The sequence below is a fragment of the Streptomyces sp. NPDC002926 genome (assembly GCF_053591755.1).
On the sequence record NZ_JBSFUK010000003.1, the window covers coordinates 190,622 to 211,976 of the forward strand.

The 21,355-nt window shown below is 70.3% G+C and carries 25 protein-coding genes; 11 read left to right on the top strand and 14 right to left on the bottom strand.

Translation table 11 applies throughout. The annotated features are described in order from the left end of the window. Positions 1 to 17: 17 nt before the first annotated feature. Positions 18 to 476 (top strand): RICIN domain-containing protein, encoded by a 459-nt coding sequence (locus ACWDZ6_RS07205; protein ID WP_451502058.1) that lies wholly within the window; start codon positions 18 to 20, stop codon positions 474 to 476. Here the strand turns inward: ACWDZ6_RS07205 and ACWDZ6_RS07210 are convergent. Both ACWDZ6_RS07210 and ACWDZ6_RS07215 read right to left on the bottom strand, forming a co-directional pair. Next, positions 466 to 807, bottom strand: coding sequence for a hypothetical protein (locus ACWDZ6_RS07210; protein WP_451502332.1), 342 nt, complete (start codon positions 805 to 807; stop codon positions 466 to 468). The two genes, ACWDZ6_RS07205 and ACWDZ6_RS07210, sit on opposite strands and share 11 nt — an antisense overlap. Before the next feature lie 189 nt (positions 808 to 996). Continuing rightward, positions 997 to 1,959: an AraC family transcriptional regulator gene (locus ACWDZ6_RS07215; protein ID WP_451502059.1), complete on the bottom strand. Its 963-nt coding sequence runs from the start codon at positions 1,957 to 1,959 to the stop codon at positions 997 to 999. Positions 1,960 to 2,040: 81 nt separating this feature from the next. Here ACWDZ6_RS07215 and ACWDZ6_RS07220 point away from each other — a divergent pair, with 81 nt between their 5' ends. Beyond that, a complete protein-coding gene (locus tag ACWDZ6_RS07220; RefSeq protein WP_451502060.1) occupies positions 2,041 to 2,877 on the top strand; it encodes an NAD(P)H-binding protein in 837 nt (278 codons plus the stop codon). A gap of 37 nt (positions 2,878 to 2,914) precedes the next feature. Here the strand turns inward: ACWDZ6_RS07220 and ACWDZ6_RS07225 are convergent, their stop codons facing one another. Further along, positions 2,915 to 3,883, bottom strand: coding sequence for a helix-turn-helix transcriptional regulator (locus ACWDZ6_RS07225; protein ID WP_451502061.1), 969 nt, complete (start codon positions 3,881 to 3,883; stop codon positions 2,915 to 2,917). 39 nt (positions 3,884 to 3,922) lie between these two features. On the opposite strand from ACWDZ6_RS07225, the gene ACWDZ6_RS07230 reads away from it, so the two are divergent. Together ACWDZ6_RS07230 and ACWDZ6_RS07235 are read left to right on the top strand one after the other, a co-directional pair. Then, complete coding sequence (locus tag ACWDZ6_RS07230) at positions 3,923 to 4,402, top strand: hypothetical protein (RefSeq protein ID WP_451502062.1); 480 nt, start codon at positions 3,923 to 3,925, stop codon at positions 4,400 to 4,402. Then, positions 4,399 to 4,875: a hypothetical protein gene (locus tag ACWDZ6_RS07235; protein ID WP_451502063.1), complete on the top strand. Its 477-nt coding sequence runs from the start codon at positions 4,399 to 4,401 to the stop codon at positions 4,873 to 4,875. Before ACWDZ6_RS07230 ends, ACWDZ6_RS07235 begins: the two co-directional genes overlap by 4 nt. A gap of 6 nt (positions 4,876 to 4,881) precedes the next feature. Here the strand turns inward: ACWDZ6_RS07235 and ACWDZ6_RS07240 are convergent, their stop codons facing one another. After that, on the bottom strand, positions 4,882 to 5,187 hold the full coding sequence (locus ACWDZ6_RS07240; protein ID WP_451502064.1) for a 4a-hydroxytetrahydrobiopterin dehydratase: 306 nt from the start codon (positions 5,185 to 5,187) through the stop codon (positions 4,882 to 4,884). Positions 5,188 to 5,283: 96 nt separating this feature from the next. Between ACWDZ6_RS07240 and ACWDZ6_RS07245 the strand changes: the two genes are divergently transcribed. Further along, entirely contained in the window at positions 5,284 to 5,790 is a 507-nt protein-coding gene (locus ACWDZ6_RS07245; RefSeq protein WP_451502065.1) for an FBP domain-containing protein, read from the top strand. 7 nt (positions 5,791 to 5,797) lie between these two features. Here the strand turns inward: ACWDZ6_RS07245 and ACWDZ6_RS07250 are convergent, their stop codons facing one another. Continuing rightward, positions 5,798 to 7,336: an ATP-dependent DNA ligase gene (locus ACWDZ6_RS07250; protein ID WP_451502066.1), complete on the bottom strand. Its 1,539-nt coding sequence runs from the start codon at positions 7,334 to 7,336 to the stop codon at positions 5,798 to 5,800. 764 nt (positions 7,337 to 8,100) lie between these two features. Further along, positions 8,101 to 8,712 carry a TetR/AcrR family transcriptional regulator gene (locus ACWDZ6_RS07255; protein ID WP_451502067.1) on the bottom strand — a complete coding sequence of 204 codons (612 nt, stop codon included), beginning with the start codon at positions 8,710 to 8,712 and terminating at the stop codon, positions 8,101 to 8,103. An 88-nt stretch (positions 8,713 to 8,800) separates the two neighbouring features. On the opposite strand from ACWDZ6_RS07255, the gene ACWDZ6_RS07260 reads away from it, so the two are divergent. From ACWDZ6_RS07260 to ACWDZ6_RS07275, 4 genes are all read left to right on the top strand, one after another. Beyond that, on the top strand, positions 8,801 to 9,319 hold the full coding sequence (locus tag ACWDZ6_RS07260) for a PH domain-containing protein (protein ID WP_451502068.1): 519 nt from the start codon (positions 8,801 to 8,803) through the stop codon (positions 9,317 to 9,319). Then, complete coding sequence (locus ACWDZ6_RS07265; protein ID WP_451502069.1) at positions 9,316 to 10,818, top strand: PH domain-containing protein; 1,503 nt, start codon at positions 9,316 to 9,318, stop codon at positions 10,816 to 10,818. The genes ACWDZ6_RS07260 and ACWDZ6_RS07265 overlap by 4 nt, the downstream gene beginning before the upstream one ends. A gap of 94 nt (positions 10,819 to 10,912) precedes the next feature. Further along, positions 10,913 to 11,974, top strand: a complete 1,062-nt coding sequence (locus tag ACWDZ6_RS07270; protein WP_451502070.1) for a phosphatidylinositol-specific phospholipase C domain-containing protein — start codon at positions 10,913 to 10,915, stop codon at positions 11,972 to 11,974. A gap of 315 nt (positions 11,975 to 12,289) precedes the next feature. Further along, positions 12,290 to 13,099 carry a helix-turn-helix domain-containing protein gene (locus ACWDZ6_RS07275; RefSeq protein WP_451502071.1) on the top strand — a complete coding sequence of 270 codons (810 nt, stop codon included), beginning with the start codon at positions 12,290 to 12,292 and terminating at the stop codon, positions 13,097 to 13,099. Positions 13,100 to 13,249: 150 nt separating this feature from the next. Here ACWDZ6_RS07275 and ACWDZ6_RS07280 read toward each other — a convergent pair whose 3' ends face one another. Further along, complete coding sequence (locus tag ACWDZ6_RS07280) at positions 13,250 to 14,506, bottom strand: choice-of-anchor Q domain-containing protein (protein WP_451502072.1); 1,257 nt, start codon at positions 14,504 to 14,506, stop codon at positions 13,250 to 13,252. A gap of 736 nt (positions 14,507 to 15,242) precedes the next feature. Between ACWDZ6_RS07280 and ACWDZ6_RS07285 the strand changes: the two genes are divergently transcribed. Further along, positions 15,243 to 16,460, top strand: a complete 1,218-nt coding sequence (locus tag ACWDZ6_RS07285) for a serine hydrolase domain-containing protein (RefSeq protein WP_451502073.1) — start codon at positions 15,243 to 15,245, stop codon at positions 16,458 to 16,460. 50 nt (positions 16,461 to 16,510) lie between these two features. Here the strand turns inward: ACWDZ6_RS07285 and ACWDZ6_RS07290 are convergent, their stop codons facing one another. Both ACWDZ6_RS07290 and ACWDZ6_RS07295 read right to left on the bottom strand, forming a co-directional pair. Next, the gene (locus ACWDZ6_RS07290) at positions 16,511 to 16,849 is read right to left on the bottom strand and encodes an ArsR/SmtB family transcription factor (RefSeq protein WP_324978561.1); all 339 of its coding nucleotides are present in this window, start codon (positions 16,847 to 16,849) and stop codon (positions 16,511 to 16,513) included. 195 nt (positions 16,850 to 17,044) lie between these two features. Beyond that, positions 17,045 to 17,419 carry a hypothetical protein gene (locus ACWDZ6_RS07295; RefSeq protein ID WP_326653702.1) on the bottom strand — a complete coding sequence of 125 codons (375 nt, stop codon included), beginning with the start codon at positions 17,417 to 17,419 and terminating at the stop codon, positions 17,045 to 17,047. Positions 17,420 to 17,764: 345 nt separating this feature from the next. Between ACWDZ6_RS07295 and ACWDZ6_RS07300 the strand changes: the two genes are divergently transcribed. Continuing rightward, a complete protein-coding gene (locus ACWDZ6_RS07300; RefSeq protein WP_451502074.1) occupies positions 17,765 to 18,316 on the top strand; it encodes a GNAT family N-acetyltransferase in 552 nt (183 codons plus the stop codon). Positions 18,317 to 18,447: 131 nt separating this feature from the next. Here the strand turns inward: ACWDZ6_RS07300 and ACWDZ6_RS07305 are convergent, their stop codons facing one another. From ACWDZ6_RS07305 to ACWDZ6_RS07325, 5 genes are all read right to left on the bottom strand, one after another. Continuing rightward, positions 18,448 to 18,906, bottom strand: a complete 459-nt coding sequence (locus ACWDZ6_RS07305) for a hypothetical protein (RefSeq protein WP_451502075.1) — start codon at positions 18,904 to 18,906, stop codon at positions 18,448 to 18,450. A gap of 2 nt (positions 18,907 to 18,908) precedes the next feature. Continuing rightward, positions 18,909 to 19,379 carry a MarR family winged helix-turn-helix transcriptional regulator gene (locus ACWDZ6_RS07310; RefSeq protein WP_351449522.1) on the bottom strand — a complete coding sequence of 157 codons (471 nt, stop codon included), beginning with the start codon at positions 19,377 to 19,379 and terminating at the stop codon, positions 18,909 to 18,911. Positions 19,380 to 19,503: 124 nt separating this feature from the next. Then, on the bottom strand, positions 19,504 to 19,665 hold the full coding sequence (locus tag ACWDZ6_RS07315) for a hypothetical protein (protein ID WP_451502076.1): 162 nt from the start codon (positions 19,663 to 19,665) through the stop codon (positions 19,504 to 19,506). Between the two features lie 55 nt (positions 19,666 to 19,720). Continuing rightward, complete coding sequence (locus tag ACWDZ6_RS07320; protein ID WP_451502077.1) at positions 19,721 to 20,068, bottom strand: hypothetical protein; 348 nt, start codon at positions 20,066 to 20,068, stop codon at positions 19,721 to 19,723. Positions 20,069 to 20,160: 92 nt separating this feature from the next. Next, entirely contained in the window at positions 20,161 to 21,213 is a 1,053-nt protein-coding gene (locus tag ACWDZ6_RS07325) for a zinc-dependent alcohol dehydrogenase family protein (RefSeq protein ID WP_451502078.1), read from the bottom strand. Between the last annotated feature and the right edge of the window lie 142 nt (positions 21,214 to 21,355).

Consider the following 21,355-nt stretch of genomic DNA (forward strand, 5'->3'; position numbering starts at 1 on the left):
CTCCATACAATCGGCTTATGTCTACGGAGATGACGCCCGGTCTCTACCTGGTGCGCAATATCGGCAGCGGACTGCTGCTCGAGGTGTACGGCGGAGCCAAGGGCAGCGGCGCCAATGTGCAGCAGGGCAAGGAAACCGGGTCTCCGGCCCAGCAGTGGCAGATCGACCCGGTGCCCAACGGCAGCGGGCTCTATCACTTCGTGAACGCGGCAAGCGGCAAGCGGCTCGACGTCGCGAACGCCTCGACCGAGAACGGCGCCAACATCCAGCAGTGGAAGGCCAACAACTTCGGCGCCCAGGAGTGGATCATCGAGCGGCACCTGGACGCCCCGGGCACGGTCACGATCGTCAGCTTCATCAGCGCGCTGCTGCTCGAAGTCGCCGACGGCAGCACGGACGACGGCGCGAATGTGCAGCAGTGGGAGGACACCGACTCGCCCGGTCAGTGGTGGCAGTTGGAACCTGTCACTTCCTGAGCAGGAGCACGGCCCCGACGGCGCATGCGACCAGTCCGGCCCCGCCCGTGCCGATCGCGCCCGCGGCCATGAAGCCACGGGAGGAGCGCCAGGAGAGCACCGACCACTTCGACTGCGCGGACAGCAGCGACCCCGTGCTCAGCCAAGAAGCCGCCGAGAACAGCGACTGGGCGGACCCGATCGAGCCGACCGACAGGGTGCTGCCGACCGAGCCGACCGAGAGCACCGACCCGACGGAACCGATGGAGAGCACCGAGCCCACCGAGCCGATCGACAGTACGGAATCCTTCGACCAGAGGGACAGCGTTGATCCGGACCCCGTGGGCCGCATTGTCCGTGTCGTCTGCGTCGTCTGCGTCGTCTGCGTCGTCTGCGTCGTCTGCGTGATCTGCGTCGTCTGCTTGGCCATGGGGCCATCCTGCCGCTGATTCAACCCCGGCGAGCGGTGTGCACCGTGCGCGCCGTGAGCAGACGTGTCCGGGCGTTGCCGCCGCCCCTCAGGGTCGCGCTGCCGGTGCCGTCACGGCGAGCGTCGTTGCCGTTCCGGCAAAGCCGTACCCGTACGGTGCTCCAGCGGGCTGACGCCGCGTACCCGTTTGAAGGCCGCGCTCAGTGCGAACGAGCCGCTGTAGCCTACCTTCCTCGCCACCGCCTCCACCGTCGCGTCCGACTCCCGCAGCAGATCGGCAGCGAGAGCGAGCCGCCAGTCGGTGAGGTACGCCATCGGGGGCTCCCCCACCAGCTCATGGAAACGGCGGGCCAGTCCGGCCCTGGAGACCCCGCACTTGGCGGCCAGTGAGGCGACGGTCCAGGAGTGCGCGGGATCGTCCTGCAGCAGCCGCAGCGCGCGGCCGACCACCGGGTCGCCCATGGCCAGGTACCAGGCGGGCGCCTCGGCGTCCGGACGTGAGAACCAGGAGCGCACCACGGCGATCAGCACCAGGTCCAGGATCCGGTCGAGCACCACGCTCTGGCCCGGCTCGTCCCGGGAGATCTCGTCGTCGAGCACCGGCATCAGCGGACAGTCCCAGACCTCGGCCGGCAGATGAAGCAGCATGGGCAGCGCGTCCAGCAGCCGCCCGCTGACCTCGCCCTTCATCTGGTACGTCCCGACCAGCATGGTGGCCGACCCTTCCGGATCGTTCCCCCAGCTCCGGACGCCCAAGTGCATGGACTCCGCGAGCGGTTCGCCCTGCAGGGTGTGGCAGGTGCCGCCGGGCCCGATCAACGCCGTTGGCTCGCGGGTGAGTTCGTCCGCCGTGGTGTACGCATCCGGGCCGCGGGCGATCGCGACGTCGCCCGGGCGCAGCAGCACCGGATCACCGGTGTCGGGAATGATCCAGGCCTCGCCCGCGGTCATGCAGAGCAGGCTGAGCGGGGCGTGGTCCTCGATGCGGACGGACCATGGCGGCTCCATCACCATGCGGAGCAGAAAGGCTCCCCTGGCACGCGGTCCGTCCAGAAGTCCGGCGAGAGCGTCCATGGCTCACAGCGTAGACGGACACATATGGAATTGAGCCTCTGGAGCATGGAGGGTCCAAGCGCGGGCCACGAGCCTTGAGGCATGGCAGAGAACCTGAAGCAGGAGACGGTGTTGGTGACGGCGGCCTCGGGCAAGACTGGCCGCCGGGTGGCGGAGCGGCTCGCGGCGCGCGGGGTGGATGTGCGGGCGGGCTCGCGCAAGGGAGAAGTGCGGTTCGACTGGGAGGACGGATCCGGCTGGGCGCCGGCGCTGTACGGCGCGGACGCGGCGTATGTCGCGTACTACCCGGATCTGGCGGCTCCTGGCGCGCCCGAGGTGATGCGGGCCTTCGGGCGGGTGGCGGCGGAGAGCGGAGTGCGGCGGCTGGTGCTGCTCTCCGGCCGCGGCGAGCCGGAGGCGGTGGTCGCCGAGGGCGCACTGCGCGAGTCCGGCCTGGATCTGACCGTGGTGCGGTCCAGTTTCTTCGCGCAGAACTTCAGCGAGGGCGCGATGTACGAGGGAGTGCTGGCAGGTGAGATCCCCTTCCCCGCGGGTGAGACCGCGGAGCCGTTCATCGACGCGGACGACCTGGCGGACGTGGTGGTCAAGATCCTCACCGAGGAGGGCCATGCCGGGCTCGTGCACGAGGTGACGGGTCCTCGGCCGGTCACCTTCGGGGAAGTGGCGGCGGAGATCGGCCGGGCCACGGGCCGGGAGGTGCGGTACGTGCCGGTGTCCGGTGCGCAGTACGCGGAAATGCTGCAGCGGTTCGGGTTCCCGGAGCGCGAGTCGCAGTGGCTGGCGGACCTGTTCACCATGCTGCTCGACGGGCACAACGCGTCGCCGACGAACGGCGTGCGCCGGCTGCTCGGCCGGGAGCCGAAGACCTTCGCGGCGTTCGCGCGGGACGCGGCGCAGGCGGGTGCCTGGAGTGCGTGAGCGGCGGGGGCACGGTCCGCCGACTGTCCGCCGAGGATCAGGCGGAGGCGTACGTTGCCGCCAGCGCCTCGGCCGTCGCGGCCATACGGGCGCGGAGTTCGGGCGGCCCGAGGACCTCGATCTCCGCGCCCATGGCGAGAAAATCGCCGTGCGCGTGGTCGGTGGACTCGATCGGGAGCAGCGCGCGGGTCCAGCCGTCCGGTTCCACCGTGCCGGTGTCGGCGAGCGCGCGGGCGGCCGGGCCCCGCAGACGGGCCGCGGCCCCCGGCGAGAGCCGGACGAGCGCCTCGCCCCCGTACAGACGGGCGTGGAAGTCCGCCTGGTGGCGCTGCCAGTAGGCGGCCAGGTCGAAGTCCTCGAGAGGTTCGAACTCCTCCGCCGGCTTCCCCTCCCCCGCGACGACTTCAAGGATCTGGTCGACCCGGTACGTCCGTGGTCCCGGTCCCGCGACGACGTACCAGCGGCCCGCCTTGAGCACCAGTCCGTACGGTTCGAGCCGCCGGTCCACATCGGTCGGCTCCTTCCACCGGCGGTAACGGATGTGGAGCACCCGGCTGTTCCACACCGCGTCCGCGACGGCCGTCAGATAGGGAACCTCCTCGCCGGGCGCGTACCAGCCGGGCGCGTCCAGGTGGAACCGCGAGCGCATCCGGTCGGCCTGCTCTCTCAGCTCGGCGGGGACTGCCGCACGCAGCTTGAGCTGCGCGGCGGCCAGGGCCGGGCCGAGCCCGAGTTCGGCGGCGGGCCCCGGGATCCCGGAGAGGAACAGCGCCTCCGCCTCCCCGGCGGAGAGTCCGGTCAGCCGGGTGCGGTAGCCGGCGAGCAACTGGTAGCCGCCCGCGTGGCCCGCGTCCCCGTACAGCGGCACCCCCGCGGCGTGCAGCGCCTCGACGTCCCGGTAGACGGTGCGTACCGACACCTCGAGCTCCTGCGCGAGCTGGGCGGCGGTCATCCGGCCCCGGGTCTGGAGCAGCAGCAGGATCGACACAAGACGGCTGGACTTCACTGACACAGGATGTCAGTGAAGCGGACTTAGCGTCCTGGCATGACCTTCGCAGAGAAACGGCTGTGGGCGCCGCCGCCGATCGAGGTCGGCGGCCGTCACATCAAGCGCTACCACGTCACCGGCGACCCGGACGGAATCGATCCCGCGGTGGAGAAGGCCGCGTACACGATCCTTCCCGAGCTCCTCCCGGAGCCGGACGGCACCCCGCCGGCCACATTCGTCGTCCTCCACAGGGGAGGGGACGACGGCGCGTACCTCAACGCGTACAGCTGGGTGTGGGACAACGTGCTGCACTTCGGTGCCGCGGTCGCGGGTCAGCCGGTCCTCGGCTGCCCGGACAGCGATCCGACGCATTTCGTCAGGCTCGACAGACCCTGGATCGGCTGTGTGTGGGAGCTGCCGCCGATCCAGCACGAACGGGGCGCCTGGGTACGCCACATGCTCGCCCCGGACCGTCCCGGCCTGGACGCCTATCTCACCGACTCCCTTCCCGACGGCACCACAGGAGACCGCTCATGAGCACCACCCACGACTTCGACTTCCTGCACGGCGAGTGGGCCGTCGCCAACCGCCGCCTCGCGGACTTCCTCGACGAGTCGAGCGCGTGGGAGGAGTTCCCGGCGGTGAGCCGCGCGTCCCGCCACTTCGGCGGCCGGGCGAACTTCGACGAGATCGAGTTCCCGACGCGGGGCTTCAGAGGCCTGACGCTGCGGCTGTACGACGCCGAGCGCGAGGAGTGGTCGCTGTACTGGTCGAACGACCGCACCGGCGTACTCTTCCCGCCCGTGGTCGGCCGGTTCGGAGCGGACGGGCGAGGCGAGTTCTACGGAGACGACACCCACGACGGCAAGGACGTCAGGGTCCGCTTCACCTGGTCGGGAATCAGCGAATCGGCGGCCCGCTGGGAGCAGGCGTTCTCGGTCGACGGGGAGCGGACGTGGACAACGAACTGGGTGATGGAGCTGTCGCGCCCCGCGCACTTCGCCGCGTGACGGCCGTCAGCCCGCGCCGTGCCCCGCGGCGATCCCCTCCACCCGCTGCGCGAGCTCGAAGTCCTTCTCGGTGACCGCGCCGCCCGCGTCGTGGCTGTTCACCGACAGGGTCAGCGTGTTGTAGCCCAGGGTGAGATCCGAGTGATGGTTCAGCTCGTCCTGGATCTGTGCGATGTGTACGACCATGGCGGTCGCCGCGAAGTGGTTGGAGAGGCGGTACGCGCGGGCGATCCGGTCGCCCTCCAGGGACCAGCCGGGGAGTTCCCGCAGGCGGTCCTCGATCTCCTTCTGCGACAGCGGCTCTGTGGGCATGACAAGGTCCCTTCAGGAACGGCTCAGGAAACGGCAGCGGCTTCGGCCACCATAAATGGGATGCCCGTTCAGACGCGCTCTGTGTACGTTCCACCGGTGGAACCACTGACCGAAAAGCAGATCCGAGGATCCTTCGTCAACTGCACGAAGGGCGAGGCCACGCGTATGAAGCTGCCCATCGGTTTCGGCGAACTCTCGTGGGACGAGTTCGACTTCCTCGGCTGGACCGATCCGGGCGCGCCGCTGCGCGCGTATTTCGTGCTGCCACGGGAGGTCCGTCCGGTCGGCGTCGCCCTGCGGGCGCCTTCCACCGGACGGACCAGTGCTGTCAAGTCCAGCATGTGCCAGGCCTGCTTCACGGAGCATGCCTCGTCCGGGGTGACCTTGTTCGCCGCCCCGCTGGCCGGGGCGGCGGGACGGGAAGGGAACTCCGTGGGCACGTATCTCTGTGCCGACCTCGCCTGCTCGCTGTACATCCGCGGCAGGAAGCAGCCCAAACTGCGGGCCGGGCTGCACGAGGAGACGCTGACGCTCGAGGAGCGGATCACCCGCACGGTCGACAATCTGACGGCCTTCACCGACAAGGTGATGGGGCTGCGCTGATCTGGATTCAGCTGCGCGAATCCATGACCTGTTCGATCGTGTCGGCCTGCCCGGCCGGCTTGTCAGGACGGTGACGCACAACGCGTGCGAAGCGGAGCGTGACGCCGGCCGGGTAGCGCGGGGAGCGCTGCACTCCGTCGTACGCGATCTCGACGACGAGCTCGGGGCGGACCGTCACCATGAACCCGTCGTCTCCGGTTGCCAGTTCGCGCAGCCGCTCCGTCTGCCAGCGCAGCATCTCGTCGGTGAGGCCCTTGAAGGTCTTGCCGAGCATGACGTACGTGCCGTCGGCGGCGCGCGCGCCGAGGTGGAGGTTGGAGAGGAGTCCCGTGCGTCGGCCATGGCCCCATTCAGCGGCCAGGACGACGAGATCGAGGGTGTGGACAGGCTTCACCTTGAGCCAGGACCGGCCGCGGCGGCCTGCGACGTACGGCGCGTCGAGGGCTTTGACCAGGACACCCTCGTGGCCCCGGCGCAGGGTGTCGGTGAAGAACTCCTCGGCGGCGGCGATCTGTTGGGCGGATGCGGGATCTTCGACGACGGTACGGCGGACCCGCATCGGTTCGGGGACGAGGCGGGCGAGGACGGCGTGCCGGTCGCCGCCCGGGAGGTCGAGGGTCGGTTCGCCGTCGGCGGCGAGGACGTCGAAGAAGACGGGTGACAGGGGCAGCGTGGCGCGGGCCGCGTCCACGTCGACGCGGGAGCCGACACGGGACGCGATGTCCTGGAAGGGGACCGGTCTTCCGGCGTCGTCGAGGGCGATCACCTCACCGTCGAGGATGAAGTGGTCACCCGTCATTTCGCGTGCGGCGGCGGTGACTTCGGGGAGGCGTTCGGTGATGTCATCGAGGGACCGGGTGTAGATGCGGATGTCCTCGCCGGTGCGGTGCACCTGGACGCGGATGCCGTCGAGCTTTTCCTCGACGACGCACGCGGCTTGCAGTGCCTGAACGGCCTCGGTCACCGATTTCGCGGTGTGGGCGAGCATCGGCTGCACGGGACTTCCCACCCGCAGCCGGAACTGTTCGAGCGCGGCCGGCCCGTCGGCGAGCAGGGCGCGGGCGACGCGCGGCAGGGAACCGTCCAGCATCACGGCACGGCGTACGTCACCGGCCGGCGCGTCCGCGGCCTTGGCGACGGCCTCCAGGGCGATCGCGTCCAGCGCGCCCTGGCGTACTTCGCCCATCAGCAGCCGCATCAGGAACTGCTGCTCCTCGGCGGTGGCGGCGGCCATGAGCTCGCGCACGAGGCGTTTGCGCCCGGCCTGGGCGCCGGGGCCGGTGACGCCGGCGAGGCGGGTGAGGGCGGCATCGGTGTCGGACACGGTGAGACTCGGGGTGTCGGCGGGCGGCGGTGGTTCCTTGAGGACACTCCAGCCGATGCCGATACGGCCTTGGGGGACGCGTCCGGCGAGATACGAGATGACGAGGGCGACGTCGCCCGGCCGGGTACCGGCGAACAGTTCGGCGAGCGCGCCGATCTTGCGCGAGCGCGCGGAGGTGGCGGCGACCTGTTGAGACACATCGGCGAGTCGGGCCAGCAGCATGCGGCCCATGGTGCCGTGCGGGACGGCACGGCGCACGGCGACGGGTCGCCTCCGGCGGGGCGCGGGTTGCCTCCGGCGGGGCGCGGGGTCTCATGGCCCGGGCCCAGGGTACGGGCCGCCGCCGGCGGGTACGGGTTCTTGTCGGGTGCGGGCTCCGGCGCCCCTCCGGGCTCGACTCCTCGGGGTCGGCGGCGTACAGGGTCTTGGTGCGTGACCCCGGTTTTGCCGCCAATCCCCTGCGGGGCCGACCCTGCACGGCCCCTCCCCACGTGTACGGAACAAGACCGCTCGCGGGGGGGCTCAGGCGGTTCGCCGATGGAAACCACCCACGGACAGCAACCACCAACGCCCCCGGCCCACGCTCACCACATGACCGGACGACTCCGCCACCGGCCCACCTCCACCACATGACCGGGCAACTGGTGAGGCCGACCCTGCACGGCCCCTCCCCACCCGGACAGGACTCGCTCGGGCCACCGGGGGAGGTCAGCGGTCCGCCGGTGGAAACCACCCACGGACGCCAACCACCAACGCCCCCGGCCCACCCAGGCCACATGACCGGGTGAGACGCGGTTCGCCGGTGGAAACCACCCACACACAGCAACCACCAACGCCCCCGGCCCACGCTCACCACATGACCGGATGACTGCGCCACCGGCCCACGCTCACCACATGACCGGACGACTGCGCCACCGGCCCACCTCCACCACATGACCGGACGACTCCGCCACCGGCCCACCCTCGCCACATGACCGGCCGCCCCCCTAGTCCCCGAACAGCCGGGCCACGTGCAGGTCCAGCAGGCTCAGTGCCCGCTCCGGTGTGTGCACCTCCAGCAGCGTGTACGCCGTCAGTCCGTCCACCAGGCTGATCAGCAGCATCGCCTCGTCGTCCGGGACACGGTCCGCCGACACCTCCCCCCGTTCCACCGCCCGCCGCAGCAGGCCCGCGAAGAACTCCGCCAGCTTGGGGATACCCTCCCGCGCCTCCGCCCGCAGGCGCTCGTCGTGCACCGCGCGAGCAAAATACGCCGCTCCCACCAGCGTTCCCACCCGGCTCTTCTCGTCCAGCGGCAGCATCCCCGCCAGGCACTCGCGCAGCACGGTCCGCGGCGCAGGCTCCTCGTCCAGGTCCGTCACGACCGCGTCGATGCGCTCGCGGATCCGCCGGTCGGCAAGCACGTTGATGTGGCGGAGCGCGAAGAGCAGCATCTCGTCCTTGGTACGGAAGTAGTGCTGCAGCCTGCCGAGCGAGATGTCCGCCTCCGCCGCCACATCCCGCAGGCTCACCCCGTCCAGCCCCCGCGTGCTCGCGATGCGCCAGAGCGCCTCGGAGATCTCCAGGCGTCTGGCTTCGTGGTCCACCTTCTTCGGCACCGCGTCCTCACTCCCTTTTACAAGTCACTTGTACCGTTGTAACGTATCGCCGTCCAATACAGTTGACTTGAAAAGCGGTGACGGCCCCATGCCCTTCCACTCCGCCCCGCACCTGCGGCCGCCCCGACACCGGGTCGACCCCCGAGCCCGGCGCTGGTGGACCGTCCAGGCGCTCCTCCTGGTGAGCGGGCCGACGCTGCTGACGGCCCTCACGCTCGCGCTGCTCTCCGCCCTCTTCTTCGCCGGCGCGCTCCCCTGGCTCGTTCCCCTCCTGCTGGTCACGCTCGTCGCGCCGGCGCTCGGCTATCTGGTCCTCATGCCGCGCCGCCGCTACGCCGTGCACGCCTGGGAGCTCGGCACCCACTCCGTCTACGCGGCCGGCGGCTGGTTCTGGCAGCAGCGCAGGATCGCTCCGCTCTCCCGCGTGCAGACGGTGGACATCCTGCGCGGCCCGCTCCAGCGGCGGTACGGGCTCGCGACGCTCACCGTCACCACCGCCTCCACCGCGGGCAACATCAAGATCGCGGGACTGTCCGACGCCGACGCCGAGGAGCTGTCCCGGCGTATCGGGGACGCCGCCCGGACAGCGCCGGGAGACGCGGCATGACCAGTCTCACGGGGGCTGCCGCCGCATGGCACCGGCCCGACCCGCGCACCCTTCTCGTGCACTGCGGCTGGCTGGCCCCGCCGCTCGGCTCGCTCGCGCTCACCGCGCTCGCCACCGGCGGACGCATCCCGGCGAGCGGCTGGATCACCCTCGCCGCTCTCGCCGTCTCGTTCGCCGTCATCACCGCCACCGGCCTGATCCGCTGGTCCCGCACGCACTATCAGGTCACCGCCGACTCCTTCGCGCTACGGAGCGGAGTGCTGAACAGGCGGCTGCGCACCGTCCCGTTGCACCGCATCCGCAGCGTTGATCTGACCGCCACGCCGCTCCACCGGCTGCTCGGTCTCGCGGTCGTCAGGGCCGGCGCCACCACCTCGGGCGACGGCCGCGGAGAGATCGCCCTCGACGCGTTGACGGTCCGCGACGCGCACCGGCTGCGTACCGCACTGCTCGCCCGTGCCGACGTCCGCGCGCTCGCCGAGGACCCGGTGCTCGCCCGCATCGACCTGCGCTGGCTGCGCTACGCGCCGCTCACGTTCTGGGTGATCGGCGGCGTGGGCATCGCCTTCGGCAGCGTGTACCGCGTCTTCGACGGCATGGGCATCGAGCTGTGGCGGGTGGGCCTCGTCCAGGACGCGTTCGCGGAGTTCGGCAACAGCGCGCTCTGGCTGACGGTCCCGGCCGCCCTGTTCACCGTGATCGCCCTCGGCTCGATCGGCGCGCTCGCGCTCTACGTCGAGAACTGGTGGGGTTTCTCCGCCGCTTGGACCGATGCGCGCACCCTGACCGTACGGCGCGGACTGCTGACCACCCGGGCGGTGACCGTCGAACGGGCCAGAATCCATGGCGTACTGCTCCGTGAGCCGCTGCTGCTGCGGGCCGCCGGCGGGGCGACCGCCTCGGTGGTCGCCGGCGGGCTCGGCGACAAGGAGGAGACCCGCAGGCGCAGCGCCCTCCTCCCGCCCGCACCGCGCGACGAGGCGCTGCGGGTCACCGCCGGTGCGCTCCGCACGCCCCAGCACCCCTTCGAGTCCGTGCCGTTGACCGCGCATCCACGGGCCGCTCTACGGCGCCGGATGATGCGCGGCCTCCTCTTCCTCGTGCTCCCGGTGACGGCCGCGCTGCTCGCCCTCGGGGCACTGCTCGCGCCCGTCCTCCTGCACTGCGCCTGGATCTTCGCGCTGGTCGGGGCGCCGGTGGTGTGGCTGCTCGCCCGGGACGCGTACCGCAGTCTCGGCCATGCCCTGCACGGCCCTCATCTCCTGGTCCGGGCCGGTACGTTCAGCCGCGAGACGCTCGCGCTGGAACGTGACGCGATCGCGGCGTGGACCTTCTCCAGCTCACCCTTCGCCCGGCGGGCCGGTCTCGTCACGCTCACCGCGGCGGTGGCCGCAGGTGAACACGGCTACCCGATAAGGGACTTGGCTGCCGACGAGGCGCCCGCCTTCGCGGCGACGACGGCACCGGGAATTCTGGACGAGTTCCTGCAAAAACGGTAACGGCCGAGTACCGTCTCCCCACGGTTCACTCAAGTCCCTTAATCTTCCGTCGATTTGATCGATCCGATGCAATCGACGTAAAGACAGGGGACCCATGGGGAAGCTCTCACGCGCGGCCGTGACGACCACAGTCGCGGCCGGGCTGCTCGCCGGCGCACTCGCCCCGGCGGAGGCGTCCACGCCCAGGTCGGCGGACCCGGGGCAGCTGCCCTACTCCTCCGCCACCTGGGTCGGCGTGCACAACGCCTACGAGAAGGCGAAGTACCCGTACTTCGCGGATGCACTCGACTCCGGCGCCGGGATGCTCGAAATCGATGTGTGGACCAATGTGTTCGGCAGATCGTGGCGCGTCTCGCACAGCAACCCCCTGGGCAACAACAACAACTGCGTGAACGCGGCGAGCGCGGCGGAGCTGCGCACCAAGTCCAGGAACCAGGACCTCGGCGGTTGCCTCGCGGACATGAAGGCGTGGCACGACGCCCATCCCGGCCACCGTCCCGTACTCATCAAGATGGAGATGAAGGACGGCTTCCAGGCCAACAACGGGCGCGGCCCCGCCGCGCTCGACGCGCTGCTCTCCGCGCGGCTCGGCGATGCCCTGTTCCGGCCTGCCGACCTGGCCGGGGGCCGCCCGGAGCTCGACACGGCGGTACGGACGGACGGCTGGCCCGCCCGTTCGGCGCTCGCGGGCAAGTTCGTCATCGAGCTCATCCCCGGCACGGTCGAGGAGGGCAACCCCGCCGACTCGCTGTGGACCGACCGCGAGTACGCCACCCATCTGCGCGATCTCGCGGCGGCGGGCCGGCTGCGCGAGGCGGGCGCGTTCCCGGCGGTCCACGGCGCGGCCGCCGGCGACCCCCGCACCCGGTACGCCGACGCCCGCATCCGCCCCTGGTTCGTCCTCTTCGACGGGGACGCCGGCACATACGCGGGCGGCTCGGTCGACACCGCCTGGTACGACCGGAACCACTACCTGGTCGTGATGACGAGCGCGCAGAGCGTGGCGCCCGCGATCGACGGCACGAATCCGACCGAGACGCAGGCCCGGGACCGCGTGGGGCTGCTGGCGGGCCACCATGCGAGCGTGGTCTCGGCCGACTGGTATCCGCTGCCGTCGGTACTCGCCACGGTGGTTCCGCGGGGCGGCGGCCAGTAGCAGGAGGTTGCGCAGATCAGGTGGATCGGGGAGCGATGCGACGGAACAGCCAGCGATGGTTTACCGTTCATCTACATGTGGGTGTGGAGGGGACGGCGTCCCCGGGCCTCACCATGTGCTCACAGCAAAGGTCGTTCGGCTGAAGCCCTGTGAAGCGTTTCGCCGGGAGGCGACCGCCATGCACACCCACCCCCTGGGCTGCCCGGCCGGAGACCCCCGCTCCGGCCGGGGCTTCTGACGTGCGCGACCGGCGCCCGCCGCGAGGCGCGTGGCTGAGGCCGCATCATGCGGACAGGGCCGTACTACGGTCTGCGTATGACAACAGTCGGGTCCGGCACGGGAGTAGGGCCGCTGCTGCGCGGCTGGCGCGAGCGGCGCCGGGTGAGCCAGCTGGAACTGGCACTGCGCGCCGACTCCTCCGCCCGCCACATCAGCTTCATCGAGACGGGCCGCTCCCGCCCGAGCGAGGACATGATGCTGCGCCTGGCGGAGCACCTCGAAGTCCCTGTACGGGAACGCAACGCGCTGCTCCTGGCGGCCGGATACGCGCCGCGGTACGCCGAGACGCCCCTCGATGATCCGGCGATGGGGGCACTGCGCGCGGGAATGGAGCGGCTGCTGCAGGGCTATGAGCCATATCCGGCCATCATCGTCGACGGCGTCTACACCGTGGTCGCCGCGAACCGCGGTATCGCGATGCTGCTGGAGGGCCTGCCGGAGCACCTGCTGACGCCCCCTCTCAACGCCATGCGGATCACGCTGCACCCCGAGGGACTGGCCCCGAGGATCCGCAATCTGCGGGAGTGGCGCGGTCATCTGCTGGCCCAGATGGAACGCCAGATCGCCCTGGTCCGCTCCGAGCCGTTGCGCGAGCTGTACGACGAGGTCGCCGCGTATCAGTTTCCGGAGACCGGCGGCGACCCCGGCGACATGGCGGACCCGGCGCCGTACCCGTACTTCGCGCTTCCGCTGCAGATCGAGCACGAGGGCCGGGTGCTGTCCTTCGTCTCGTCCGTCTCCACCTTCAACACGCCGATGGATGTGACCGTCGCCGAACTGGCCACCGAGACGTTCCTCCCGGCCGACCCGGCGACGGTCAAGTACCTGCAGTCGCTCACGCCGTAGTGGTGGGGTGCAGCGCGGACCACTGCAGCGCAGCGAAACCGGCGACGGTGCTCGCCTGCACGGGGATCCAGACGCCACCCGCGGTCGGACTCACGGAGTCCAGCCCTCGTTTCTGCAACGTGCGGTGTGTCCGTGCGCCGTGGGCAGTGGTCAGGGTGTGTGCTCGTAGGCGCCGATGTCGCAGGCGGCGCCCTGCGGACGGCTGACACCGCGCTGGTCGGTGGCCGGGCAGCCGTCGGCCGCGTCGAGGGCTGGGCTGCCGGGCAGCAGCGCGGCGGTGTCCGTGGGGCCGCCGTTGTCGGCGAGCGGTCCGATCAGCGGGGTACGGCTGGGCAGGTCGCCCGCGCCGGTGAGTCGGCAACTGCCGTCGCCGTCGAGGTTGTGGCCCCTCGACTCGATGGTGGCGAAGGCCTTCTTGCAGTTGGCCGGCGCACCGTCGACGGTGTTGCCGGCGACGATGGAGTTGCGCAACGTCATCCGCCCCAGGGGCAGATCGATGACGTCGGGGATCGGGGCGGGCAGGCTGTCGAGGTAGGCGGGGGCGATATTGATCCCGCCACCGCCGTCGCTGGAACGGTTTCCGATGATGGTCGAGTTGAGGATCTCCACGGGTCCCCTGCCGCGGATGTCGATGCCTCCGCCGTAGCCGGCGAGGCTGCCGGGACGGTCGCCCGGGTTCGTCACCCGGTTGTCCGCGATCGTCGAATTGGTCACGGTGCCGGTGGCGTCGAACCTGATGCCACCGGCCTCTCCCGAGACGTTCTTGCTGACGGTGCTGTCGATCAGATCCAGGTGGGAGCCCGGGATGTTGAAGATGCCGCCGCCGTAACCGGCGGAGTTACCGGTCACGGTGACCCGTCGCAGAGTCATGTGATGTCCGTTGGCGATGGCGCCACCACCGGTGTCGGTGATGGGCAGTTCGCGTTGCGCGGTCACTCCCCCGGTGATCGTCAAATCGGACAGCCGACTGTCCGCCTGCATGCGGAACGCCCGGTCCAGGTGGTTGGCGTCGATGACGGTGGTCCGCGCGGCGGAGCCCTTGATCGTGATGGGGGCGGCGACGTTCAGGTCGCCCGTGGTCGGATCGGGGTGGTCGCCGTTGATCAGGCGGGGGTCCGGCGGAATGGTCAGCCGGTAGTGGCCGGGAGGCAGCGTAATGGTACTGCCCGGCCGGGCGTTGGCGGCCATCACCGCGGCACGCAGGCTGCACGCCCCGGACGCGGTGCGACAGCGGCCGTCGGACGGGTCGGCATCCACCGCATCGGACATGGTGTCCACGGTGAACTCCGCCGGATCGGCGGCGGTGGGCTTGGCGGCGCCGGCGGCGGCAGGTAAGGCGAGGTTCGCCGCGACGGCGAGGGCGACGGCGACGGCGGCGAGTGCGGCCGGGGCAGAGCGGACTTTCATCCGGTGAACTCCCTCTCGGTGAGGAATCGGGGCGTGCGGGGGCTCTGTCTCTGATGCGGGGACTTCTTGCTGACGCGAGGACTGCTTGCTGACGCGAGGAGTCCTCGGCGGGTACAAGGGGCCCTGTCTGTACGGGAATTGCGACTCGTGCGGCTCGTGCAGTCATGCGGCTCGTGCGGCTCGTGCGGCTCGTGCGGCTCGTGCGGCTCGTGCGGCTCGTGCGATGAGCGCAGCCGACGCCCGGTCGGCAGGGGTCGCGCTGGGAGCAACAAGGCGGGCCAGACAGCGCAGAAGGGCCAGAACGCGAACGACCCGCGCTCTGTAGCGAGCGTTCCATTCAGATCGGTTCGTGTCTACGGAGCGGACACGAAAACTCCGGAAGACGAGGTACCCTGCCGGGGTCCTCCTCGCCGCGGATGCGGCTCAAGAGGCGGAGCGGTCCGACACCGCATCAACCGCTCGCGAGTTCCTCGGCGGCCCATGAGGCGAGGCGTACGGCGCCGCGTCTGGTTGCGTTGCCGACGGATGCCGAAGCGTCGTGATCCTCGGTCGCCCCGGAGAGCGCGGGCCACCACCGACACCCCTGGAAGGGCCGACCACCCGTGGATGCGCACTGGGGCCATCCGAAGGGAACGGCGCAGGTCGCGGGACGGGTCCGGCGCTCCTACGATGGGAGGAACACCCATCGGGGGGCTCGGGGACCGCTTGTCTGACCCGGGATCAGAGGTGACCGACCATGGGCAGGTACCGCCCGTCCCGAGCGCGTCGATCCCGTCGGGCGACCGTACCCGCCGCCGCGGCCCTCCTCCTCGCCGCCCTGTGCGCCGGCACCGGCCCCGACCGGTCCACCACCTCCGTACAACAGAACTTCGATCCCGCCACCGTGCAGAAGCTGGACGCGGCGATCACGAAGATCATGAAGCAGACCGGCATCCCCGGCCTCAACATCGGCCTGTGGATGCCCCGCTGCGGCGTGTACGAGAAGTCCTTCGGCGTCGCGGACAAACAGACCGGCACACCCATGAAGTCCGACCTCTACACGCGGATCGGCAGCGTCACCAAGACCTTCGCCGTCACCGGTGTCCTCCAGCTCGTCGACCGGGGCAAGGTCGGACTCGACGACCCCATCTCGCGATACGTCCCCGGCGTCCCCGGCGGGGACGCCATCACCGTGCGCCAACTGGCCGGGATGCGCAGCGGTCTCTTCAACTACACCGACGACGAAAAGTGGCTGGCGGCCCTGCGCTCCGACCCGCACCGCTCGTACACCCCGCGCCAGCTCCTGGACATCGCCTTCAGACATCCTCCGGCCTTCGAACCCGGCGCCAAGTGGCAATACAGCAACACCAACACCACCCTGCTCGGGATGCTGGTCGAGAAGGTCAGCGGGCAGAGCCTCGGCGACTACCTCCAGGAACACGTGTTCACGCCACTGAAACTGACCGACACCTCACTGCCCGGCGACAGCGCCATGCCCGACCCGCACGCCCACGGGTACACCGACTTCACGCCGACCGGCACCATCGCCGACGCAACCAACTGGAACCCCTCCTGGGCCTGGGCCGCCGGGGGAATCATCTCCGACCTCGACGACCTGCACACCTGGGCCCCTGCGCTCGCGGACGGCCGGCTACTGACAAGAAAGACGCAGGCCGAACGACTCCGGACACTCTCGATCGGCATCCCCGGAGCCTCGTACGGCCTCGGCATCCTCAACTTCAACGGCTGGCTCGGCCACAACGGGGACCTGCCCGGCTACGAATCCATCGCCGCCCAGCTCCCCACCGAGCGGGCCTCCCTGGTGATACTCATCAACACCGACACCGACTACAAGGGCATGAACCTGTCCACCATGATCGGAAACGCAGTCACCTCCATCGTGACCCCCGACCACCCCTGGTCCCGCCCCGCATCCACCCGACCCAAGCAGTCCCCGACCCCGAACAACCGGTGACCGAGCCCTGCCGCGGTCACCGGGCCGGGCTCTCGCGATGCCATGCCGGTTCACCGACTCACGTCGGCCTGTCGCAACTCGGCCAGCAACTCCCCCTGACCGACGATGAGTTCGGTGAGGATGCGGCGGGCCGCGCGGAGTAGCTCCGCGACATCGCCACCGGCCAGGGCGTAGCTGACGGTGGAGCCGTCGCGGATGGACACGACAATGCCGGAGCGGCGCAGTACCGCGAGCTGCTGGGACAGGTTCGACGGTTCGATCTCGATCTCGGCCAGCAGGTCTCGCACGGGTACGGGGCCGTTCTGCAGCAACTCCAGCACGCGAATACGGACAGGGTGTCCGAGCATGCGGAAGAACTCCGCCTTGGCCTGGTACAGCGGTACCTGCATTTGAACGCTCCTGCTGGGTTCGACGGCCTGCCGTATGTCGAGGCCTCTGCCGCCGCCGCCGGGGGCGATGCAGCGCAGGGTCGATCCTCCCGCCTCCCGGTACCGCACTCCCAGGGGGTTCAACGCATCGGGATGTGGCTACTTGAAGAAATCTTCAAGTCATGGGCAGACGAAGGCGGGAGAGACCGACGGTGCCTAGATCTCGAGCTCTGCCTCTACCCGCTTCAGCTGGTGACGGGCCATGGCCAGGTTCGACTTGGCCTTGTCGAGTACGAGGTAGAGGAAGAGACCGTTGCCGCCACGGCTCTTGAGCAGGCGGATGAGGTGGTACTGAGTGCCCAGGGTGATCAGGACGTCCTCGATCCCGTCCTTGAGGCCGAGTTGTTCGATGGTGCGCGTCTTCGCCCGGATCACATCGGTGTTGCCGGCCGCCGCGACGGCCAGATCGAGGTCCTTCCCGCCCCCGAGAGTACCCAGCGCCATCCCGCTGGTGTAGTCCACGAGGGCGGCCCCGAGACTGCCCTCGATCGATGTCATGGCTTCCTTGAGAGAGGTCTCCACACTCGGCACGTCAGCACTCACTCCTCGTCAGACTGCATGGGTGGACGGCAGTTCGCTCCTGCGGCTGCCGACGGACTGCGACGACGACGCTACTGATCGTGTGCAAGGTGCGGATGGCTCATGCCATAACCACAATGCAAGCGGTGATCAGCATTTAGGATGCGCAGCCGGCGACCGCTCCCGCCGCTCACGGGCGACGGCCGAACCCGGCCTGGGGGCCGAGCCGTTGCCCGTGCTGCAGTGCATATGTATCTCCGGACCCGGCCCTCCAGGCATTCCCGTGTTTTGACCTCGTGATCTTGCGCGGAAAGACTGCCGGAAGTCGCCCGGGCATGTGCTCGGCGGGAGGGGCGCATGATGGGTGTGACGTTCGAGCCGATCGGCCGGTCCGAAGAGGCAGTGACGCAGCTGGATGCGGTTGCGCCTGCTTACCAGGAGGTCTATGCGGAGCCGCCGTACCGCGAAGGCCGCCAGGATGTCGCCGATTTCCTCGTGCGTTTCCGGCGGCAGACGACGCGGGACGGATTCCGGCTCATCCTGGCGCGGGACGCCGACGAGGTTGTGGGGTTCTCGTTCGGCTACTGGCTACCTGCGGATACGGGGTGGTGGAGTGCCATGCTGGAGCCGCTCGGAGAAGCCTTCGTCGAGGAGAGCGGCCGGCGGACATTCAACGTGGCCGAACTCGCGGTGCGCAGGGCATGGCGACGGCAGGGCATCGCGGCGGAAATGCACCGGCGCCTCATCTCGGATCTGGAGGCCGAGCGGATCACCCTGACCATGCGGCCGGAGCCCGAGGCGGCCGCCGCACAGACCGCGTACGCCACTTGGGGTTATCAGAAGGTGGGCCAGGTTCGACATGGGGATACGGCCCCGGCGTACGACGTGATGGTGTTGTCCACGCGCTGAGACACAAAGCCACCACGCGCAGCGATACCCCGTACCGACCGATTGCACCCGCGGCACCGGAGTGGCTCCCGCAGCGCTTCGTCGTCTCTGCCGATCCTGGCCGGCCGGCGGCATGGCGCAGGCTGCCGAGGTCAGGCCGACGGCGCCTGGGCGCCGTCCAGTTCGGCGTTGGCCCGAGCGGTGACCGCGGTCAGTACGCGGCTCGCCGCCGCCAGGTCTTCGGCCGGGAGGCCGCCGTACAGCCGATCGGTGATCCCGGCGGTGGCGGTGCTGATCCGGCCCTGCAGTGCCCGGCCCGCGTCCGTGAGCCGCATACGGGACTCGTCTCCCGGCAGCGCCTCCACCAGCTTCGAGGCCGTCAGGTCGGCGATCGTCGCCAGCGCCACCGATTCGTCGATCTTCAAGGTGCTGGTCATCCGGAGGACGAGCCGGTCTCGGTCCATGACGGACCCACTGTCCGCGGTGGCGTTGAGTGCCACCACCTGGTGGAACGTGGCGCCGGCGCCGACCACCAGGCGTTCCAGGACGGCCCGGGTGGCGTAGTGGGCCTGGCCTATGACCTGGCCGTTGAGGGGCGGGGTGGTGGACATGGCTACTCCTCGGTCGGAACGTCGAGTGGTGTGTCGAGCAGGATCGCGAGTTCACGGGAGAAGACTTCGGCCCGCCTACCGTCCAGCCCGCCCAGGGGGGCGAGGAGCCGGCCGAGGAGCTGGTGGACGATGGTGATGGCGCGTCGGGTGACCTCACGCCCATGGGTGGTGAGCGACAGCCGGACCGCCCGTGTGTCGGCGGGGTCCGGGGCGCGCTCGATGAGACCGGCGGCTTCCAGGGTCCGGGCCAGCTTGGAGACATAGAGCGCTTCGAGGCCGGTGTGGTCGGCGAGTTCGCGCTGACTGGGCCGCAGTCCGGACCGCTGCATACCGAGCAGTGACGCCAGCAGTGAGTACTGCGCGTGCGTCAGACCCAGCGGTCCGACGGCCCGGTCGACGGCCGCCCGCCATTTCATCGACAGGCGCCAGACCAGGAAGCCGGGCGTCGGGCTCTCGGATGCGGAATCACTCATGAATAAAACAGTACATGGATACTATATACATGGCTACTATTTTCGGCTCGCCAAAGCCAACAGGCCTGCCGCCGCCCCCGCTCGGCAGCCGGTCTGTTGACGTGCGGGCTCGCAGGCGGAGGCGTCAGGCGGCGCCGTCGTCGGCCGACGCGCGGCGGGCTTCGGACGGGGCCTCGGGGGCGTCGGGTTCGGTCTTGGCCGGGCGACCTTGCTCCTCCGGTTCGCCGGAGCGGGCGGCCTCGGCGCGGAGCATGGCATTGAGTGCTGCGAAGGGGTCGATGAGCATGGCTGTGCACCTCACGATTGCTGTGGCTGACGGGGGCTCGGCGGAGACGGGCTCGTCAGCAGCGCAGGACCACACAGCGCGCTGTGCGCGGCGAAGACGGCGGTTCCGTGGACCGGCCTGGGCCGGGACGGTACGGGGCGGGATCGACGGTCCCCGGACACTGCCGGAGCCGGGCCTCCGGCGCGGCCGCCGTCGCCGTACGGCGCGCCCGGCCCGGCGCCGGCTGTTCCGTGTCGGCCTCGTCCGGGTGACTCTCCCCCGCGGGATCAGCAGGCACCGAGGCCAGAGGCTGCCCGACCCCGGCCTGAGCGGCGGAGGACTGGATCGCGCCCAGCAGGGCCAGGAGCAACACCAGCAGCAGAGCGGCACGACGGGCCGGGGCAACGGGCGTGGACTGCTGCATGAGGCACGACCTCCTGGACATGCCTCCACTTCCCGGGAACGAGCGTGTTTCGCCCGGGTACGGGCGAGATCCGCTCTACCGGGGTACGCGCATTACGCCGAATTCACGGCGGGGTGCGGCGTGATCACCGTGACGCCCGTTCCGGACGCGCCGCCCAGGGCAGCGAGCGCCGCCGGTACGTCGTCGAGGCCGATCTCCCTCGTCACCAGCAGATCCGGCCGCAGCGCGCCGGAGGCGACCATCGCCATCATCTCCGGGTAGGCATGTGCGGCCATGCCGTGGCTGCCGAGGATCTCCAGCTCCAGCGGAACGACCCGGTCCATCGGCAGGTGCACGCCGTCGGGCAGCAGTCCGACCTGCACATGCCGGCCCTGGCGGCGCAGGCTCTCTACGGAGTTCACGCAGGTCACCGGAGCGCCCAGGGCGTCGAGCGAGAGATGTGCTCCGCCGCCGGTCGCCTCGCGGACCGCCCCGGCGACGCTGCCGGTCGGCATGGCGGCGTCCACACACACGGTCGCGCCGAACGCCCTGGCCAGCTCCAGCGCGCCGGGCGAGACATCGACGGCGACGACTCCGGCCCCGCACGCCGCGGCGATCATCACCGCGGACAGGCCCACTCCGCCGCAGCCGTGCACCGCGACCCACTCCCCCGGCCGCACCCTGCCCTGTCCGACCACGGCGCGGAACGCGGTGGCGAAGCGGCAGCCCAGGCTCGCGGCCGTGGCGAACGACATGGTCTCGGGAAGAGCCACCAGGTTGGCGTCGGCGTGGTGCACCGGGACGTACTCGGCGAAGGAACCCCAGTGGGTGAAACCGGGCTGCTCCTGGCGCTCGCACACCTGCTGGGCGCCGCGCGCGCAGGCGGCGCACCGGCCGCAGGCGCAGATGAAGGGCACCGTGACCCGGTCGCCGGGCCGCCAGTTGGCGACGTCCGCGCCGACCGACTCGATCACGCCTGCCAGTTCATGACCGGGTACGTGCGGGAGGGTGATGTCGGAGTCGTGGCCCATCCAGCCGTGCCAGTCGCTGCGGCAGAGACCTGTCGCCCCGACCCGGATGACCGCACCGTCGTGGGACGGTACGGGGTCGGGGACCTCCCGTACCTCGAGCGGCTTGCCGAACTCCTCGAACACCACAGCACGCAACAGGCACTCCCTGGTCCGCCGGATCCTCCGTCGCCTCAACGTATCCGGGATGCCTGGCCCCGCGGAAGGAAAACCCTTCGTCCTCCGGGCGCCCGTGCGTGGCCCCGGGTACCCGGCATCCGGCCCCCGCTCCCGCTCCCGG

Excerpts from the sequence above, each read along its gene's own strand:
- ACWDZ6_RS07205 (WP_451502058.1), top strand. The coding sequence starts at position 18 with ATGTCTACGGAGATGACGCCCGGTCTCTACCTGGTGCGCAATATCGGC.
- ACWDZ6_RS07210 (WP_451502332.1), bottom strand. The coding sequence starts at position 807 with ATGCGGCCCACGGGGTCCGGATCAACGCTGTCCCTCTGGTCGAAGGAT.
- ACWDZ6_RS07215 (WP_451502059.1), bottom strand. The coding sequence starts at position 1,959 with ATGGACGCTCTCGCCGGACTTCTGGACGGACCGCGTGCCAGGGGAGCC.
- ACWDZ6_RS07220 (WP_451502060.1), top strand. The coding sequence starts at position 2,041 with ATGGCAGAGAACCTGAAGCAGGAGACGGTGTTGGTGACGGCGGCCTCG.
- ACWDZ6_RS07230 (WP_451502062.1), top strand. The coding sequence starts at position 3,923 with ATGACCTTCGCAGAGAAACGGCTGTGGGCGCCGCCGCCGATCGAGGTC.
- ACWDZ6_RS07235 (WP_451502063.1), top strand. The coding sequence starts at position 4,399 with ATGAGCACCACCCACGACTTCGACTTCCTGCACGGCGAGTGGGCCGTC.
- ACWDZ6_RS07240 (WP_451502064.1), bottom strand. The coding sequence starts at position 5,187 with ATGCCCACAGAGCCGCTGTCGCAGAAGGAGATCGAGGACCGCCTGCGG.
- ACWDZ6_RS07250 (WP_451502066.1), bottom strand. The coding sequence starts at position 7,336 with ATGCTGCTGGCCCGACTCGCCGATGTGTCTCAACAGGTCGCCGCCACC.
- ACWDZ6_RS07260 (WP_451502068.1), top strand. The coding sequence starts at position 8,801 with ATGCCCTTCCACTCCGCCCCGCACCTGCGGCCGCCCCGACACCGGGTC.
- ACWDZ6_RS07265 (WP_451502069.1), top strand. The coding sequence starts at position 9,316 with ATGACCAGTCTCACGGGGGCTGCCGCCGCATGGCACCGGCCCGACCCG.
- ACWDZ6_RS07270 (WP_451502070.1), top strand. The coding sequence starts at position 10,913 with ATGGGGAAGCTCTCACGCGCGGCCGTGACGACCACAGTCGCGGCCGGG.
- ACWDZ6_RS07275 (WP_451502071.1), top strand. The coding sequence starts at position 12,290 with ATGACAACAGTCGGGTCCGGCACGGGAGTAGGGCCGCTGCTGCGCGGC.
- ACWDZ6_RS07280 (WP_451502072.1), bottom strand. The coding sequence starts at position 14,506 with ATGAAAGTCCGCTCTGCCCCGGCCGCACTCGCCGCCGTCGCCGTCGCC.
- ACWDZ6_RS07285 (WP_451502073.1), top strand. The coding sequence starts at position 15,243 with ATGGGCAGGTACCGCCCGTCCCGAGCGCGTCGATCCCGTCGGGCGACC.
- ACWDZ6_RS07290 (WP_324978561.1), bottom strand. The coding sequence starts at position 16,849 with ATGCAGGTACCGCTGTACCAGGCCAAGGCGGAGTTCTTCCGCATGCTC.
- ACWDZ6_RS07300 (WP_451502074.1), top strand. The coding sequence starts at position 17,765 with ATGATGGGTGTGACGTTCGAGCCGATCGGCCGGTCCGAAGAGGCAGTG.
- ACWDZ6_RS07305 (WP_451502075.1), bottom strand. The coding sequence starts at position 18,906 with ATGTCCACCACCCCGCCCCTCAACGGCCAGGTCATAGGCCAGGCCCAC.
- ACWDZ6_RS07310 (WP_351449522.1), bottom strand. The coding sequence starts at position 19,379 with ATGAGTGATTCCGCATCCGAGAGCCCGACGCCCGGCTTCCTGGTCTGG.
- ACWDZ6_RS07315 (WP_451502076.1), bottom strand. The coding sequence starts at position 19,665 with ATGCTCATCGACCCCTTCGCAGCACTCAATGCCATGCTCCGCGCCGAG.
- ACWDZ6_RS07320 (WP_451502077.1), bottom strand. The coding sequence starts at position 20,068 with ATGCAGCAGTCCACGCCCGTTGCCCCGGCCCGTCGTGCCGCTCTGCTG.